Origin of the sequence: Novosphingobium sp., assembly GCF_039595395.1 — a bacterium.
Classification (GTDB): Bacteria; Pseudomonadota; Alphaproteobacteria; order Sphingomonadales; family Sphingomonadaceae; genus Novosphingobium.
This window is the reverse complement of sequence record NZ_JBCNLP010000006.1, coordinates 236,316-252,392: the sequence shown is the minus strand read 5'-3', so window position 1 is coordinate 252,392 and position 16,077 is coordinate 236,316. Positions and strand designations below refer to the sequence as shown.

Below are 16,077 nucleotides of genomic sequence, written 5' to 3'. Positions count from 1 at the left end.
AGCACGACAGATAGGGATGGCCAACTGCGCCGAGGATAGATTACGTAACGATAACGGCAACATGCCGAGCATAAAAGGACGAGGGGTTGATGAAAGGAACGACACGCCGAGGCGTTCTGGCGGGTATCGCCGTGATCGGAGCGGGCAAGGTCGCGGCACAGAGCCGGAGGCCAAGGCGCGATCCGGACCTGGGGCCCAATGTGCTGATCGTCGACCCCGGCATGCCCGACGCGCAGCGCCGCATCGACAGTTGGTTCGCGCAGCAGGAAAGCGCCCATTTCACCGACCGCCGCTATGCCGTGCTGCTCAAACCGGGCGCGCATCGGCTGGACATCAATGTCGGCTTTTTCACGCAGGTCGCCGGACTGGGCCTCAAGCCCGACGATGTGACCGTCAGCGGCCATGTTCATGCCGAAGCCGATTGGGCCAAGGGCATGGCGCTGGTCAATTTCTGGCGTTCGGTCGAGAATATGGCGGTCCGCCCGCCGGATGGAGTGGACCGCTGGGCCGTGTCCCAGGCCGCCCCCTACCGGCGCATGCACCTCGCGGGCGATCTGGCCCTCGACGATGGCGGCTGGTCGAGCGGCGGTTTCATGGCCGATTGCCATGTGGAGGGCACCGTCCGCTCGGGCACGCAGCAGCAGTGGTTCACCCGCAACGCGCAGATTGGCGGCTGGCAGGGCTCCAACTGGAACATGATGTTCAGCGGGGTCATCGGAGCACCCCAAACCAGCTTTCCCGAGCCGCCCTACACCACGCTTGCCAGTGTGCCCGTCATCCGCGAGAAACCGTTTCTCCACATCGGCCCGGAGGGCGGATGGGCCGTGTTCATCCCGGCGCTTCGGCGGGATGTGGCAGGGGTATCGTGGCAAGGGCAGCCCATGGGCCGCAGTGTGCCGCTCGACACCTGCCTGATCGCCGATCCAGCCACCCCGATCGGGACGATCAACCGCGCGCTGGCCCAGGGCCGCCATCTGATCCTCACGCCCGGCGTGTACCGCCTGCGCGAGCCGATCCGCGTGGTCCGACCCGACACGGTGGTGCTCGGACTGGGGCTTGCGACGCTGCTGAGCGAGGCGGGCAATGCCGCCATGACCATCGCCGATGTGCCGGGCGTATCCGTCGCGGGTCTGCTGATCGATGCCGGGCCGCAGCTCTCGCGCGTGCTTGTGGAGGTCGGCCCCAAAGGATCGGCCCGCGATCATCGGGACAATCCCACGCTGCTGGCCGATGTTTTCTTCCGCGTCGGCGGGGCGGCGGTCGGCAATGTCGGGACCTGTCTGGAGATCAACAGCCGGCACGTCATCGCGGACCATCTCTGGATCTGGCGCGCCGATCATGGTGACCATGGCAGTGGCCGAGAGCACATCGGCTGGAACGAGAGCCGGGGTGAGCACGGGCTGGTCGTCAATGGCGATGATGTGACCTGCTACGGCCTGTTCGTCGAGCATTTCCAGGGCTGGCAGACGCTGTGGAACGGGGAGAATGGCCGGACCTTCTTCTACCAGAACGAATTGCCCTACGACCCGCCCAGCCAGAAAGCATGGCGCGCGGATTCGGATCGTGGCTGGGCGGCTTACAAGGTTGCCGATCACGTCCGCCACCATGAGGCAATCGGCATGGGGGTCTATGCCAACTTCACCGCCGATCCATCCATCGTGCTGGCCAGCGCGGTGGAAGTGCCCGATGCGCCCGATGTGCGCATCAGCCATGTCACGACGATTTCGCTCGGCGGCGGCAAGGGGACGATCGCCCATCCGGTGAACGGGGCGGGTTCAGCCGCCGGCCCCGGCAGCATCCGGCAGACCTTGCGCCACTATCCCGAGCGGCCATAGCCAGGGGCGCCAGCCTGAAAGCACTCTCTCTCATCATGGATCATGACAGGAAAGGATTGATATAGCCGCGCCGTGCCGCGACCGTAACCGCATGGGTACGGTCGTGAACACCAAGCTTTTCGAAGATCGATTTAAGCTGGGCCTTGATCGTATCGTTCGACAGGTTCAACCGCCATGCGATCTCCTTGTTGGCATGGCCTTCGGCAATCAGGCGCAGAATCTCGATGTCTCGTTCGGTCAGCGCCACATTCAGCGCATGCGTGGCAATTTCATGCGCGATGTCCGCCGATATCGCGCGGCGGCCGGCATGGACCGAACGGATGGCGTCCGTCAGTTCGCCGCGAATGGCATTCTTGAGAAGATAGCCGGCCGCGCCCGCCCTTATGGCGCGCGCGGCATTCGCATCGCCCGGATAGGTGGTCAGCACCAGAATGCGGGCATCGGGCGACAGGCGGCGGATTTCCGCAATGGCCTCGACGCCGCCCATCCCCGGCATCTGCACATCCATCAGCGTCAGATCGGGCGACAAGGCGCGAAACTTCTCGACGGCCTCGATGCCGTCAGAGGCTTCGCCGATGGCCTCCATATCGGGCTGCCGAGCAAGCAGAGCGGCGATCCCGTCGCGCACCATCGGATGGTCGTCGACGATCAGGACACGGATGGGCAGGACATGGATGGGAGGCGGCATCATGAACTCCATGGTCGTGGTCTCCGCGGCTTGTAGGCGATCGCTCCGGGGACTGTCAGCACCACTTCGGTCCCGCGACCGGACCGGGGCCGGACGACAAGGCGACCGTGCAAACGCCGCGCGCGTTCGCTCATGCCAAGCAGGCCGTAATGGCCGGCCTTGCCGCCGGCGCGGGCGATTTCGGCATCGATGCCGCGCCCATTGTCCGCAAAGCAGATCCGCAGATTCGTCTCGTAATGCAGTTCGACGGTCGCCTGTGTGGCGTCGGCATGGCGGTGAATGTTGAACAGCGCCTCACCGGCAATCCTGGTGATCTCGTCAAGCGCCGCCGGGTCGAGGCGCCGCGCCTCGCCCTCCGAGGAGATGGTGATCGCCACCTCCGAACCGAATTCGAGCCTTGCGACAAGGTCGCAGATGATTTGCTGCAGGTCGCCTTCCTGCTGCTTGCGCAATTCGCGGACCCGGTCACGGCCTTCGGCGATGACCTTGTCGGCAATGTCGATGGCGTTGATGAGCGAGGCGCGCGCAGGCATCGCCTCCGGCAGATCGTCAGCCGCGAGCTGAAAGCGGAGCGTCAGCGACTGGACCGACTGCAGCAGCGTGTCATGCAATTCGCGCGCGATCCTCTCGCGTTCCTCGGCACGTTCGGCCATCCGCATGCGGATGCGCTCGGCCACGGTGCGCAGGCGCAAGGAGTAAGCGAGCCACATCAGCGCCAGCACCACCACCGCGCAGATCAGCTTGAACGGCCAGCTTTGCACGAAGGTGGGCTGGATCTCGAAGGTCAGCGTGGCGCCCTGGCTGTTCCACACGCCATCGCTGTTGCGCGCGATGACGCGGAAAAGATATCGGCCCGGCCCAAGGTTGGTGTAGGACGCCGTCCGCCGCGCCCCGGCATCGACCCAGGCGTCATCCACGCCCTGCAGCCTGTAGCGGAACTGCACACGCTGAGGCACGGTGAAGCTGAGCCCGGCATAGGCGATGTTGACGGTGCGGGTGCCGCCGGGAAGCACGACATGGAGCGGATCGCGCCATGTCCCCCCGCTGCTTTCCAGGGAGCGGATCGTCACCGGAGGCGGCACTCTGTTGGGCTGGAGTTTGGCGGGGTCGAAAAAGGCAGCGCCCTGCCGGTTGAGGAACCAGAGCCGGCCATCTGCCCCCACGGCGGATTGTTGTCCCATGAAGCCGCCTTGCTGAACCGTGCTCGCCAAGCCATCCAGAGCGTCGAATTTGGTGACGGGCAGCGGCGCGCGCGGATCGTCGAAAGCACGATCCAGATCGGCGGTGGCGACTTCGTAGACGCCGGTCCGGCTGAACAGCCAGCTCTTGCCGTCCGCCGTCTGCTGCATCGTCCTGACCCAGGTGATCCAGGGGAAGCGCCGCTCGTCGAGATGGCGCAGTTGATGGCCGCGCATCCGGGCCAGACCGGCACTGCCGCTGACGAAGAGGTCCTGCCCCTGGCCGGCCATCAAGGCCCAGGGCGTGCCGATCCCTGCCTGCTTCAGGCTGATTGTCTCAAGCCGCCCCCCGTGCAGAATGGCGATGTCGGGCGGAGTCACGAGCCCAAGGTCGCCGGCAGGCGTCCTCATCACATCCCAGATCTTGAGGTTGGCGAGCGCACCGCCCGCCCGATGCCAGCCTGATGCATCCCGCCACAGCAGCGCCCCGCTGGCAACCGCAAGCCAGAGGCGACCAGAAGCATCCTCGGCGCAGGCGATCCTCGCCTCGCCGCCCGGATAGCCGGGAAAGCGCTGCACATGCGTGCCTTGCAGCAGGATGAGCTGGCCCCGTGGCTCGATGATCCAGACACCCCCGGCACGGGCGGTGCACATCGAAATTTCGTCCGTGTCCAGCTTCAGAACGGGAGCCGCAGGCCCCTTCGCAGGCACGCGAAACACCGTCCGACGCGAGCCGACATAGATGCTCCCGTCATGCGCGCGGGCCATCGAGACGCCATGTTCGGGATCGGCGGGGACTGCGGGGTCCTGCTGTGCCGCAGCCCGGCGGAACTGGTCGATGCCGCTTTCCGTGGTGATCCAGACATTTCCCTCACGGTCGACAAACGGCATATAGCTCGTGTCGGAGGTCAGGCCGTTGGCCGCGCCGAACCGGCTGACCGGCGCAGCAGGCATGGCGGGATTGGCGACATAGAAAATCCCCACTGACCCCGTCGTGCCCCACATCCCCCCACCGCGATCGAACGCAAGGGCGGCCCGCGTGACACCGGGCACGGGCGGAAAGCCAAGCACCGGCTGTTTGCGCTTTCCACTGGCATCAAGAAACATGCGGGTGCCAGTGGCATCCGAAATCCAGAGTGCGCCGCTGTGATCGAGCGCGATCTTGGGCCGCCCCGAGAGTTTCACAGGCACGGTCTGAAACCGCGTCGCATTGGGGTCCAGAAAGGCCAGCGTGCCGCTTTCCCCATTCTCGGCGCTCAGCGCGACCCACAATCTGCCGTCGCGCGCGGGGATCAGGTCCATGATGTAACCGGGCGGCAGGTCCAGCGTCTCGTCCACCCGCTCCCACCGGTTGCCGCGTTTGCGCTGCAACCGCTTGTCGAGGCTCATGGACGAGGCCCAGATCGTTCCATCAGGCGCCTGTGCCAGAGCAGCCAGCCCGCGCGGCGGGTCGGGCATGTGCATGTCATGAAGCGCGCCCTGACGGTAAACCGCGACGCCGCCCGTGTCCCGCAAACCGACCCAGAGTTCGCCCCGGTCGCTCACCATTAGCGCCGAGGGCGAGGCGCGCCGCCGGCCCGATCCCTGCGGCCAGTCGATCCGCTCGAAGGTCGCGCCATCGAAGCGATAGAGCGCGTCGCCCGCCAGCCAGATGTAGCCATCGGATGTCTGGGCGATGCGCAGCAGACCATCGGGCGCGCCATCGTCGGCGGCGGCGCGGACGTGTTTAAACGCCTCGAAACCGGGGGAGGAGGATTGCGCAAGGCAGACCGTGCCCGCCAGCGATGACCATGCAAGCAACGACCACGCCAGCAGCGTGAGCGCCCCCATTCTGGTCAAGCAAGACCGGATCATGCGACTGGCCTTTCCCCCATAGGAGGTGCCATCCTCCTGTCCCGGCACGATTATTGCCGAAGCTTGCGGCCTCGACAATCTCCAATCGCCGCTCCGGGTTACATCAGCGTATCGATCACCCCGCCATCGACGCGCAGCGCGGCGCCGGTGGTCGCCGAAGCCAGCGGCGAGGCGAGATAGACAAACATGTTGGCGACCTCCTCGACCGTTGCCGCGCGCTGGATGATCGAGGTCGAGCGCGAGGCCTTGACGAAGTCCGCGGCGACCTCCTCGATCGGCTTGCCCGTTGTGGCCCGCTCATGCTCCAGCATCGCGGCAACGCCTTCCGACAGCGTCGGTCCGGGCAGGACGGAGTTCACCGTCACACCGGTTCCCGCCATGCGCTTGGCAAGCCCGCGCGCGAGGGCGACATCGGCGGTCTTGCTGACGCCATAATGGATCATGTCGGCCGGAATGTTGAAGGCGGATTCCGAGCCGAGCAACAGGAAGCGGCCCCAGCCGCTCGCCTGCATCTTCGGCAGATAGGCGCGGGCAAGCCGCACGCCCGCCATCACATTGACCTGCCAGTGGCGGTCCCAAATCGCGTCATCCGTGTCGAAGAAATCGACGGGCTGGAAGATGCCGAGGTTGCTCACCACGATATCCGCCTGCGGCTCCGCCCTGACCAGTTGGTCATGCCCGGCGGCAGTGCCGAGGTCCGCCGCCACGCCGCGCGCGCTGCCACCGATGCGCGCCACCGCGGCATCGACTTTCGCCCCGGTGCGGCCATTGATGATGACGGTGGCGCCAGCTTTCGCCAGCCCCTGTGCGATGGCGAAACCGATGCCCTCGGTCGAACCGGTGACAAGCGCGGTCTTGCCGCTGAGATCGATGTTCATGAGCTTTGTCCTTTGATCGGATGGGAGGGGGGGTATCAGATCCGTTCCGGCTCAGCGTTTCAGGCGCCAAATCCGCCGTCGATGGTGTGCATGGCGCCGGTCACCGCGCCGGCGTCAGGCCCTGCGAGCCAGAGCACCATGCCCGCAACCTCGGTGGGGCGCACATGGCGCTTGATCGCCATGAAGCTGTGCATGGCGTCGCTCATCGGGCCGTTGGCCGGGTTCATGTCGGTGTCGGTCGGTCCAGGCTGGACGACATTGACGGTGATGCCCCGCGCCCCGAAGTCCCGCGCCAGACCGCGCGCCATGCCCTGCATCGCCGATTTGGTCAGCGCATAGGCCGCCCCGCCTTCAAAGGGCATCCGGTCGCCATTGACCGAGCCGATGATGATAATCCGGCCACCCTCGGCCATGCTCCGCGCGGCCTCGACGGCGGCATGATAGGGCGCGCGGACATTGAGGTCGATCATCCGGTCGACCGCATCGGCATCGAGGTCGAGCGGATTTCCCAGCACCAGCGCCCCGGCATTGACCACCAGAACATCGAGTTTGCCCTGCGCCCTGATCACGGCGATCAGGGCCTCGCGATCCGAGGCATCCGAAAGCACGGCAACAGCGCCGGTGTTCTTCTGGAGCGTTGCCGCCGCTTCGGCGGACCCGGCATAGGTGAAGGCCACGGAATCGCCGTTTTCGGCAAAGCGCTGGACGATGGCGGCGCCGATACCACGGCTTCCGCCGATGACGAGAATCTTGCGGCTGTCTTCGGTCATGGGACACTCCATTGGGATGGTCGATGGTGGCCTGTCGCGGTCAGTGGCCGACTTCGGCGAAGACGATTTCGGCAAAGCCCGAGGTGGTCGCGTCGCGGGCCCAGTCACGCTGCAGCTCGCAGGCGACTTGTATCCAGCTCACGGGAACGGCGCCAGCCTGAACCAGTCGATCGATCCCGGCCTGATGCGCGGTTTCGGATGTGCCCGCCACGGCATCAACGACGGCATAGACCTCATAGCCCGCACGCAATGCATCGAGCGCTGGGAAGACGAGGCACACCTCCGTCCACAGCGCCACCATGATCAGTTTGGACCGCCCGGTGGCCTTGACGGCGGCCACGAAATCATCGTCCTCCCAGGCGTTGATCGAGTTGCGATCGATGGGCGGCACATCGGGCAGCACCTCGGTGATCTGATGGATCGTCGGCATGTTCCGCCCGGTCGCGACATTGACGGTCGAGAGCACAACGGGAAGTCCGTAGAGTTTGGCGGTGCGGGCCAGCGCGGTGACATTCTTCACCAGCAGCCGCTTGTTCATCGTCACGATCGATCCGACCTGCACCGGCTGGAAATCGATGATGATCAGCGCCGCATTCTCCGGCGTCAGCATGTGGTCCGCGATGGGGTCACGGGCGATGGCGGGCGAGGTCATGGTCGTTTCTCCGTATGGGTTGCAGGCGCTGCGGCGACGAATTTGGTGTCGGTGGGGCCAAAGCCGCTGATGATGACCGTGACCGGAGTTGCGCCTGTCATCGCGAAATGAGCATCACCGCCCGGCTCACTGTAGAAACTGCCGGGCCCCAGCGCTTTCGTCGCCGAGGCATTCGCAACCGGGCCATAGCCGAAATGCCAGATGCCCGAGACGACCACCGCGGTGCGATCATCACGATGGGTGTGGGCCGCGATTTTGGTGTTGGCGGGAACCCGCAGTTCGATCGTGTAGGGACCGGCCGCCGTCGGATCGCCCGCCAGAACGATCGTCTGGATGCCTGCGACGCCAGAGGTGCCCGGCCCGCCAGACGCGCGATGCTGCGCCGCGATTTCGGGCTGCGTCAGGCGCATCTCGGCCGGATGCGTGGCGGGCGCTCCACTCGCCGCCGTGGCGGTCAGCAGGAGCGCGGGCAGCAGGAGGCGGCTCACTTCTGCGCGTCCAGGAAGGTGCGGATCACCGAGACGGTTTGCGCGGGCTGCTCCTCCATCAGCCAATGGCCGGAGTCGCGCACCACAGCCTCCTGCACATTGGTGGCCGCGGCGCGCATCACCACCGCCATCGTCGGGCCAAAGGAGTGATCGCCGCCGATCGCCAGAACCGGCATGGTCAGCTTGCCCGCCGCCAGAAAGGCCTGATCGTCCTTGACGTCCTGATCGAAGGCCTTGAACTGCTCGAAACCGGCATGCATCGCGCCGGGCCTGGCGTAAATCGCAGCGTAATGCTGGCGGGATTTTTCGTCGAACTTTTTGGGATCGGCGGAAAATTCGTTCCAGAAGCGGTCGAGATAGATGCGCTCGCGACCGGCAACGAGCCGCTCCATATCCGGCCCCCCGAAGCGGAAGTGCCAGAGCATCGGGCTTTTCAGGATCTCATCCCAGGGGCCGACGCCGGGAATGGGCGCATCCATCAGCACAAAGGCTTTCACCCGGTCGCGATGCTCGGCCACGAAGGCGAAGCCGACCATATTGCCAATGTCATGGGTGACCAGATCGACCTGCCCGACCTTCAGCGCATCGAGCACACCGGCAATGTCATAGCCCTGCGTCTTCTTGTCATACCCGCCCGCTGCCCGTGCCGAGAGGCCCATGCCGCGCAGATCGGGCACAATCACCGTGTGATCGCGCGCAAGGTCCGCAGCCAGCGGCGCCCACATGTCGCCGGTTTCACCATAGCCATGCAGCAGAACGACAGCAGGCCCGCTCCCGCAGACACGCACATGCAGCGAGGTGGCATTGGTGGCGACATCCTGAACCTTGCAGGCCGCCGGGAACGGCAGGACCCTGGCGTCAGCCGAAGCGGCGGACAGCAAGGCGATCAGGCTGGTGGCGAGCATGCGTAGCATAAAACCTCCTCGGGCTTCAGGGAGCGGCAAAGGGGCAATCCGGGAAGCATCTCGCCTGTGGTTTATGGAGCGCGACCGGAATGCGGGAACGGGGGAATCCGGGCCGGCACGGGTGCCGCGAGGCAAAGTGTGCCGGCCATCGCAATGGCTTGGGACATCGCTTCTCCCCTGGGCGGTGACGGCCACGGTCATGGCGGTGGCTACTGTCTGCGCACGCGGGTCAGGCTTCAACCCCAGGGAGGGTCTGCGGCCCTACCCGAACGGGTAGAACCATGTTCGTTGTCCGGGCAGGACGATCATCAAGCCGCCCCTTGCGGCATCCCGGCAATGCCCCTAAAGATGCGAATGCCTCGCAAATGCGGCGGCCAGTCCCCTGCCGCGACAGAAAGGCGAGCACGTGCCGCAGCGCAAGGTCATTGCCGATATTCTGGTCGAACAGCGCGGCGATCTGATCAATTATGCCCGCGCCGTCAGCGGCGATGCCGATGGCGCCGAGGATCTGGTCCAGGACGCCTGGCTGCGGCTCGACAAGGCCGCGCGGACACAGCCCATTGCCAAGCCAACCCATCTGCTCTGGCGGATCCTGCGCAACCTCTCGATCGACCGCAGCCGCCGGATCGCCAGCGAGCGGGGGCTGATCGCCGCCGAGCCGATCCCCGCGCAGGCCGAGCAGCAGCCGGACCGCCAGCCTTCCGTGGAGGAGATGCTGATCGCGCGGGACGAACTCGCCCGCATTCGCCATGTCATCGAGGGCTTCGATGCACGCAAGCGCGAGGCCTTTGAAATGCACCGCTTCGAAGGCGCCAAATTGCGGGAAATCGCCGAGCATCTGGGCATTTCGGTGACCGGCGCGCATGGGCTGGTGGCATCGGCGCTGCGGGATATTCGCGCCGCGCTTGATCACGATTGAAAAGATCGGCCAGTGGGGTTGGAAAAAACGCCCCGTCATGCGTCTCTTGAACAAAGGCATGAGAGCCAGGCGGCAGAGGTGATGAGACGGCAGGGCATGACAGGCGCTTCTCCCGACACAACGGACGCCGATGAGGCAGCGATCGCATGGGCCATCCTCCTGCGCGAGGAGCCGGAGAATGCCGAGCTGCTGGCCGCTTTCGAGGCCTGGCTTGCCGCATCGGACCTGCATGCAAACGCCTGGGCGACAACAGCCCATGCTTACGACCGGGCGGGCGATCTGCGCCCCATGTTCATGCCGCCGCTGCGCGCCGCCGACGCGCGGCCGGTCCTTCCGGCCGGGCCCATCCCTTACCGGCGGCGCGCCGCAAAAACCGCCTGGCGGCCCAGAGCGCGCCACATCCTTCCCACCGCTCTGGCCGCCTGTCTGGTGCTGGTCACAACGCCCTCGCTGCTGCTGCGCATGCAGGCCAGCTATCGCACCGGAACCGCCGAGCGCAGCCAGACCGTTCTGGCGGACGGCACCATCGCCCGGCTTGCGCCCGACAGCGCCATTGCCGTCACCTATGCCGCCAACCGCAGGCAGGTCCGGCTGCTGAAGGGCGAGGCATGGTTCGATGTGCGCCACGATGCCGCGCGCCCCTTCTATGTCGATGCCGGGGGCGTCACCACCACCGACATCGGCACCGCCTTCGATATCAGGCTGGGGCGCAAGGGGGTGACGACGGAAGTCACCGCGGGGCAGGTCCGCGTCGCCTACAGCAGCGCTCCGCCCGTCTCGGAACCTTTGTCGCGGGGGGACAGCCTGCATGTCGGTTTTGACGGCACCGTCAGCCGGGGACAGCGCCCGGCCGAGCAGATGGCCGCATGGCGCAACGGCCAGATCATCGTGCGGGATCGCCCCGCGGGAGAGGTGATCGAAGCGCTTCGCCCGTGGTTTTCAGGCATGATCCTGATGCGCGACGAAGCTTTTGCCCGGCAGCGGGTCACCGGCCTTTACGATGCGACCCGGCCTGTCGAGGCGCTGCGCGCTCTGGCGCAGGCCTATGGTGGATCGGTGACCAGCATCACGCCCTGGGTGATTGTGGTGTCATCGGCGGGTGAGCCGTGATCGGGTGATTTTCAAAATAATATCATTTTAAATCAGTTTTATGATCGCGATTTCCAGCTTTGGCGCGATCTAAATTCTCCCTCACCCCGAAAAATCCTCTGCCCCCACGTCAATTGCATTGAGAGGCAATGCGACGCATTATCAACATGCCTCTGGATTCAAGACAGTGTGCAAGGAGGCAAGAGCATGGTTACGGGCGGTCAGATCAGCGGGAAGGTGACGCTCAAGAGGAGCCAGCGCCGCCTCATCACCGCCGCATGGGGCCTGCCAATCGCCGCGTCGATCACCACGATGGCGGCGCTATGCGCAACCTTGGTGCAGGCGCAGGAGGCCGCGCGCAGCTTCGATATCCCCGCCCAGCCGCTGGCCGATGCGCTGACCAGTTTCGGCCAGCAATCGGGGTTGCAGGTCAGCACGCAGGCGCCGCTGGTCGAAGGCCGCAACGCCGCCGAGGTGAAGGGCAGCATGCCCCCGCTTCAGGCGCTCAGCCGCCTGCTGGCGGGAAGCGGGCTGACCTTTCGCATCACCGGCAGCACCGTCACGCTGGAACCGGCGCCGCAGAGCGCGGGCGCGATCAGCCTTGGCCCGGTGCGGGTGGAAGGCGAGGCAACCGACACCTCCGGCGCGGATATGGCGCCTGATGCCGTGCCCGGCATCAAGGGCTATGTCGCCACGCGCGGCGCGGGCGCGACCAAGACCGACACGCCGCTGATCCAGATTCCGGCCTCCATCTCGGTGGTCACCCATGCGCAGATCGTCGACCAGAATGCCCAGAGCACCTCGCAAGCCCTGCGCTACACGCCGGGCATCGTGGCCGAGCAGCGCGGCATCAATGAGGATTCGCTCGAATATCTCTACACGCGCGGTTTTCAGGCCCGCAGCTTTATCGACGGGCTGACCATCCCCTTTTCCGGCTTCAACATCGCCACCCGCGACACCTGGCTGATCGACCGCGTGGAAAGCGTGCGCGGCCCCGTCTCGGTCGTCTATGGCCAGACGCCGCCCGGCGGGCTGGTCAACATCGTGTCCAAGCAGCCGACAACGCAGTCACTCCATGAGGTCTTCTTCGAAACGGGCAGCTATGGCCGCGCCAGGGGCGGCTTCGATCTGGGCGGCGCGCTCAACGCCTCGGGCAGCCTGTCCTATCGGCTGACCGCCGTGGCCATGACCACCGGCACCCAGACCGATTATGTGCGCCAGAAGCGCATCGCGGTGGCCCCCGCCCTCACCTGGACGCCGGATGATCGCAACACGCTGACCGTGATCGGCAATTACCAGAAGGATCCGCAAGCGGGCGCCTTCAACTATGTGCCCGCCGTGGGCACGGTGCTGCCCGGCAAGGTGACGATCCCCCGCTCGCTCAACACCGGCGATCCGGGCTATGACGTCTACCGCAAGGAAGAAGCGAGCATCGCCTACCGCTTCGAGCACCGCTTCACCGACGCGCTCAAATTCCGCCAGAACTTCCGCTTCATGCACAACAGCCAGACGATCCACCATGTAGGCGACGGATCGGGCTATGATGCCACCGGCACTGCGCTCAGCCGCGTGGCCTATAACAATTTCGGCACGGTCGATGCCGTCAGCATGGACAATCAGCTCAACGCCGATTTTGCGACGGGGCCGGTGCAGCATCGTTTCGTGGCGGGTGTGGATCTGCTCAACACCCAGTTCGATCATTATCTCTATTACAGCCGCCTCGACGGGCGCAATCCGCCCAATCTGGTGATCGCGGCGCCCGCCTATTTCCAGACCGTGCCCGAACCCGATTTCCTGCTGGGCAGCTCCACGCAGGAACGCACCCGGCAGGCCGGGATCTATGCTCAGGATCAGGCGACCTTGGGGCGGCTGACGCTGGTCGGCGGTTTGCGGCAGGACTGGGCGGGCACGCACAGCGTGTCCTACAAGACCGGCGGCGTCACCGACCAGAACAGCCATGCCCTGACCGGGCGCGTGGGGGCCGTGTTCAAGATCACCGACAGTCTGGCGCCCTATGTCAGCTGGTCCTCCTCCTTCCAGCCGCAGGCGGGCAACACCGACACGGGCGCGCCGCTCAAACCCACCAGGGGCAAGCAGGTCGAGGCCGGGATCAAGTTCCAGCCCGCGGGCGGCAAGAGCTTCGTCACGCTGGCCGCCTATGATCTGCGGCAGACCAATGTCACGGTTTCCAACTCGCTCTACACCGGCTCGCTCACCCAGACGGGCGAGGTGCGTTCGCGCGGGGTGGAGGCCGAAGCCCATGCCTGGCTGACCGACCGGGTGCAGGTGATCGCCAGCTACACCCATGACGAGCTGCGCAACACCAGCGCCACCGCCAGCATTCTGGGCAAGGCACCGGCAGGCATCCCTCAGGACATGGCCGCGCTCTGGCTCTCCTACGATCTGGCCGACACGCTGATCCCCGGCCTGAAGGCCAGCGGCGGGGTGCGTTATGTCGGCCCCAGCTATGGCAATCCCACCAACAGCTTCAAGGTGCCCGGCTATACGCTGGCCGATCTGGGCATGCAGTATGAGGTGGGGCGGCTTGTGCCAAGGCTTGCGGGCGTGAAGCTCAGCGTCAATGTCAGCAATCTGTTCGACAGGACCTATGTGACCTGCACCGATCTGACCTATTGCACCTTCGGGCAGGGGCGGCAGGTGCTGGCCGGGATCCGCTACGCGTGGTGACGATCAAGGGCTGGTCGCGGCTGCATCGCTGGAGCAGTCTGGTCTGCACGCTGTTCCTGCTGGTGCTGTGCCTGACCGGCGTGCCGCTGATCTTCAGCGCGGAGATCGACCGCGCCTTCGATCACACGCGGCACGATGCGCCACGACCGGGGATGAGCGCCCCCTCGCTCGACCGCCTGATCGCGCAGGGGCGGGCGCGCTATCCCGGACAGGCGGTCATCTCCCTGTTTCAGCCGGATGACGCCGCGGCGATCATCCTGCGCATGGCGCCCTCGCTGGAAGCGGTTCATGCCGATCCCGCGCTCGAACATCTGCTGGTCTTCGATGCGCAGTCGGGACGGCTGCTGCGCGAAGGCAGCCGCGCGGCGCTGTCCGCGCAAAGCCCGACGGCTTTCCTGCTGACGCTACACCGCAGCCTGCTGGCGGGCCTGTGGGGAGAGCTGTTTCTGGGCGCGATGGGCCTGCTCTTCATGGTGGCGATCGTCTCGGGCGTGGCGCTCTATGGGCCCTTCACCAGAAAACTGGCTTTTGGAACCTTGCGCCGGCATCGCGGCGCAAGGATCTTGTGGCTCGACCTGCACAATCTGCTGGGCATCGTCACAGTCGTCTGGGCGCTGTTGGTGGGGGCGACGGGGGCCATGAACACGCTGGCCGTGCCCCTCTTCGCGGTCTGGCAAAAGCATGAGGTGGCAGCCTCTCTCACACCCTATGCGGGGCGGGATCTGGCCGGGCAGGATCATCTGGCCTCTGCCCAGCACGCGGTCGAGACCGCCATGCAAGCCCTGCCCGGCACCACCATGCTGAGCATCGGCTTCCCCAATGACCGCGAGGGCAGCCCGTGGCACTATATCGTCTGGCTGCAAGGCGACACCCCGCTCACCAGCCGCCTGTTCAATCCGGTGCTGGTCGATGCACGCAGCGGCAGGCTGACAGCGATTGTCAGCATGCCCTGGTATCTGCGTTTGCTGGAGGTCGCACGCCCCCTGCATTTCGGGGATTATGGCGGGCTTCCCCTCAAGATCATCTGGGCGCTGTTCGATCTGGCAACGATCGTGGTGCTGGTCAGCGGCCTCTATCTCTGGTGGCGCAAGCAGACATAGGCTTCGGGTCGCCCTATCGGCTGTAACGCTCCAGCGCCGATTGCTCGGAAATGGCCGGGTTGCCGCGCCCGCAATAGACATGTTCGCTCAACCAGGCGGTTTCAGCCTCCAGATCCTCACCCGATACGCTGGTCCACCAGAAGCGCAGGAGTGAATCCCAGCGATAACCCCGCGCCTTGAGCGCATCCTTGGCGTCGAAAGGAGCCTCGACGGCATGGATCCGGAACAGAGGCTGCGCCGAGCGGGCCAACAAGGCGGAGAGGATCGTCGTCTCATCCGGCAGCGCATGGGAAAGCAGATGGATCAGCGCGAGAATGTCATTTTCCGCGCGATGCCCCTCGTAGAACCAGCCGCATTGCGCGACCAGATGCGCCAGCGCCCGCCCCTCGAACCCCAGTTCGAGCCAGTCGACCTCCGCCATCGAGCAGGCCCATGCCTTGCCCGCGATGGCCGGCAGACGGCGGTCGACAAAGGGCCGGTCGAAGGCCGCATTATGCGCGACGATGATGTCCGCCGAAGCAAGGATATGGATGGCGGCCGCCTCATCGATCGCCTTGCCGACCAGATCCTCATCGGTGAGGCCGGTGAGCATGGTGATACGCGGATCGAGCGGGACGCCGGGGTCCTCCCGCCAGACCCTTGCCTGACCGATTTCGGTGATGCGGCCCAGCGCATCGAAGCGAAAGCGCTGGATCGCCAGTTCGATGATCTGGTCCTTGCCATGGTCCAGACCGGTGGTTTCGACATCCACCGCCACGCCGACCCGCATATCGCCCGAGGGCTTTCCGGTGAACAGCCATTCCACGGCACGCAGGCGGCGCAGCACCCGGAAATCGGGATGGGCTTCGAGCAGGTCGGCGGCGTGATCGAGTGTTGCGGCGGAAAGGTTTGTCATGGCAGCGCGCCGATAGCCCGGTCTCCGGGAATGGGAAAGGCGCATCCGCTTTCGCGCACTGATAAGCAGCGGTCATCAGCCATCACAAATCTGCATCGCTCGCTCCATGCGCTAACAGAATAGCATCGCTTCAACTGC

Annotated in this window: 13 protein-coding genes; 5 read left to right on the top strand and 8 right to left on the bottom strand. The window is 65.5% G+C overall.

The window, feature by feature from the left end; translation table 11 throughout:
* The first annotated feature begins 89 nt into the window (after window positions 1-89).
* Window positions 90-1,835, top strand: coding sequence for an adenylyl cyclase (locus tag ABDW49_RS21365; protein ID WP_343615063.1), 1,746 nt, complete (start codon window positions 90-92; stop codon window positions 1,833-1,835).
* Window positions 1,836-1,875: 40 nt separating this feature from the next.
* Here the strand turns inward: ABDW49_RS21365 and ABDW49_RS21360 are convergent, their stop codons facing one another.
* The 7 genes from ABDW49_RS21360 to ABDW49_RS21330 all read right to left on the bottom strand — a co-directional run bounded on the left by ABDW49_RS21360 (window position 1,876) and on the right by ABDW49_RS21330 (window position 9,257).
* Window positions 1,876-2,526 carry a response regulator transcription factor gene (locus ABDW49_RS21360; protein WP_343615061.1) on the bottom strand — a complete coding sequence of 217 codons (651 nt, stop codon included), beginning with the start codon at window positions 2,524-2,526 and terminating at the stop codon, window positions 1,876-1,878.
* A complete protein-coding gene (locus ABDW49_RS21355) occupies window positions 2,523-5,555 on the bottom strand; it encodes a triple tyrosine motif-containing protein (protein ID WP_343615060.1) in 3,033 nt (1,010 codons plus the stop codon). The genes ABDW49_RS21360 and ABDW49_RS21355 overlap by 4 nt, the downstream gene beginning before the upstream one ends.
* A 98-nt stretch (window positions 5,556-5,653) precedes the next feature.
* Window positions 5,654-6,433 carry an SDR family oxidoreductase gene (locus ABDW49_RS21350; protein ID WP_343615059.1) on the bottom strand — a complete coding sequence of 260 codons (780 nt, stop codon included), beginning with the start codon at window positions 6,431-6,433 and terminating at the stop codon, window positions 5,654-5,656.
* A gap of 59 nt (window positions 6,434-6,492) precedes the next feature.
* A complete protein-coding gene (gene bdcA, locus ABDW49_RS21345; protein ID WP_343615057.1) occupies window positions 6,493-7,203 on the bottom strand; it encodes an SDR family oxidoreductase in 711 nt (236 codons plus the stop codon).
* A gap of 40 nt (window positions 7,204-7,243) precedes the next feature.
* Window positions 7,244-7,855, bottom strand: a complete 612-nt coding sequence (locus ABDW49_RS21340) for a hydrolase (protein WP_343615054.1) — start codon at window positions 7,853-7,855, stop codon at window positions 7,244-7,246.
* Window positions 7,852-8,343 carry a cupin domain-containing protein gene (locus tag ABDW49_RS21335; RefSeq protein ID WP_343615052.1) on the bottom strand — a complete coding sequence of 164 codons (492 nt, stop codon included), beginning with the start codon at window positions 8,341-8,343 and terminating at the stop codon, window positions 7,852-7,854. Before ABDW49_RS21335 ends, ABDW49_RS21340 begins: the two co-directional genes overlap by 4 nt.
* Entirely contained in the window at window positions 8,340-9,257 is a 918-nt protein-coding gene (locus ABDW49_RS21330; RefSeq protein WP_343615050.1) for an alpha/beta hydrolase, read from the bottom strand. The genes ABDW49_RS21335 and ABDW49_RS21330 overlap by 4 nt, the downstream gene beginning before the upstream one ends.
* Before the next feature lie 397 nt (window positions 9,258-9,654).
* On the opposite strand from ABDW49_RS21330, the gene ABDW49_RS21325 reads away from it, so the two are divergent.
* From ABDW49_RS21325 to ABDW49_RS21310, 4 genes are all read left to right on the top strand, one after another.
* Window positions 9,655-10,167 (top strand): sigma-70 family RNA polymerase sigma factor, encoded by a 513-nt coding sequence (locus tag ABDW49_RS21325; RefSeq protein WP_343615048.1) that lies wholly within the window; start codon window positions 9,655-9,657, stop codon window positions 10,165-10,167.
* 96 nt (window positions 10,168-10,263) lie between these two features.
* Window positions 10,264-11,277 (top strand): FecR domain-containing protein, encoded by a 1,014-nt coding sequence (locus ABDW49_RS21320; RefSeq protein ID WP_343615046.1) that lies wholly within the window; start codon window positions 10,264-10,266, stop codon window positions 11,275-11,277.
* A gap of 186 nt (window positions 11,278-11,463) precedes the next feature.
* Window positions 11,464-13,944, top strand: coding sequence for a TonB-dependent siderophore receptor (locus tag ABDW49_RS21315; RefSeq protein ID WP_343615045.1), 2,481 nt, complete (start codon window positions 11,464-11,466; stop codon window positions 13,942-13,944).
* Window positions 13,938-15,044 (top strand): PepSY-associated TM helix domain-containing protein, encoded by a 1,107-nt coding sequence (locus ABDW49_RS21310; RefSeq protein ID WP_343615043.1) that lies wholly within the window; start codon window positions 13,938-13,940, stop codon window positions 15,042-15,044. The genes ABDW49_RS21315 and ABDW49_RS21310 overlap by 7 nt, the downstream gene beginning before the upstream one ends.
* Before the next feature lie 13 nt (window positions 15,045-15,057).
* On the opposite strand, the gene ABDW49_RS21305 is transcribed toward ABDW49_RS21310, so the two are convergent.
* Complete coding sequence (locus ABDW49_RS21305; RefSeq protein ID WP_343615042.1) at window positions 15,058-15,939, bottom strand: 3'-5' exonuclease; 882 nt, start codon at window positions 15,937-15,939, stop codon at window positions 15,058-15,060.
* Window positions 15,940-16,077 lie beyond the last annotated feature (138 nt).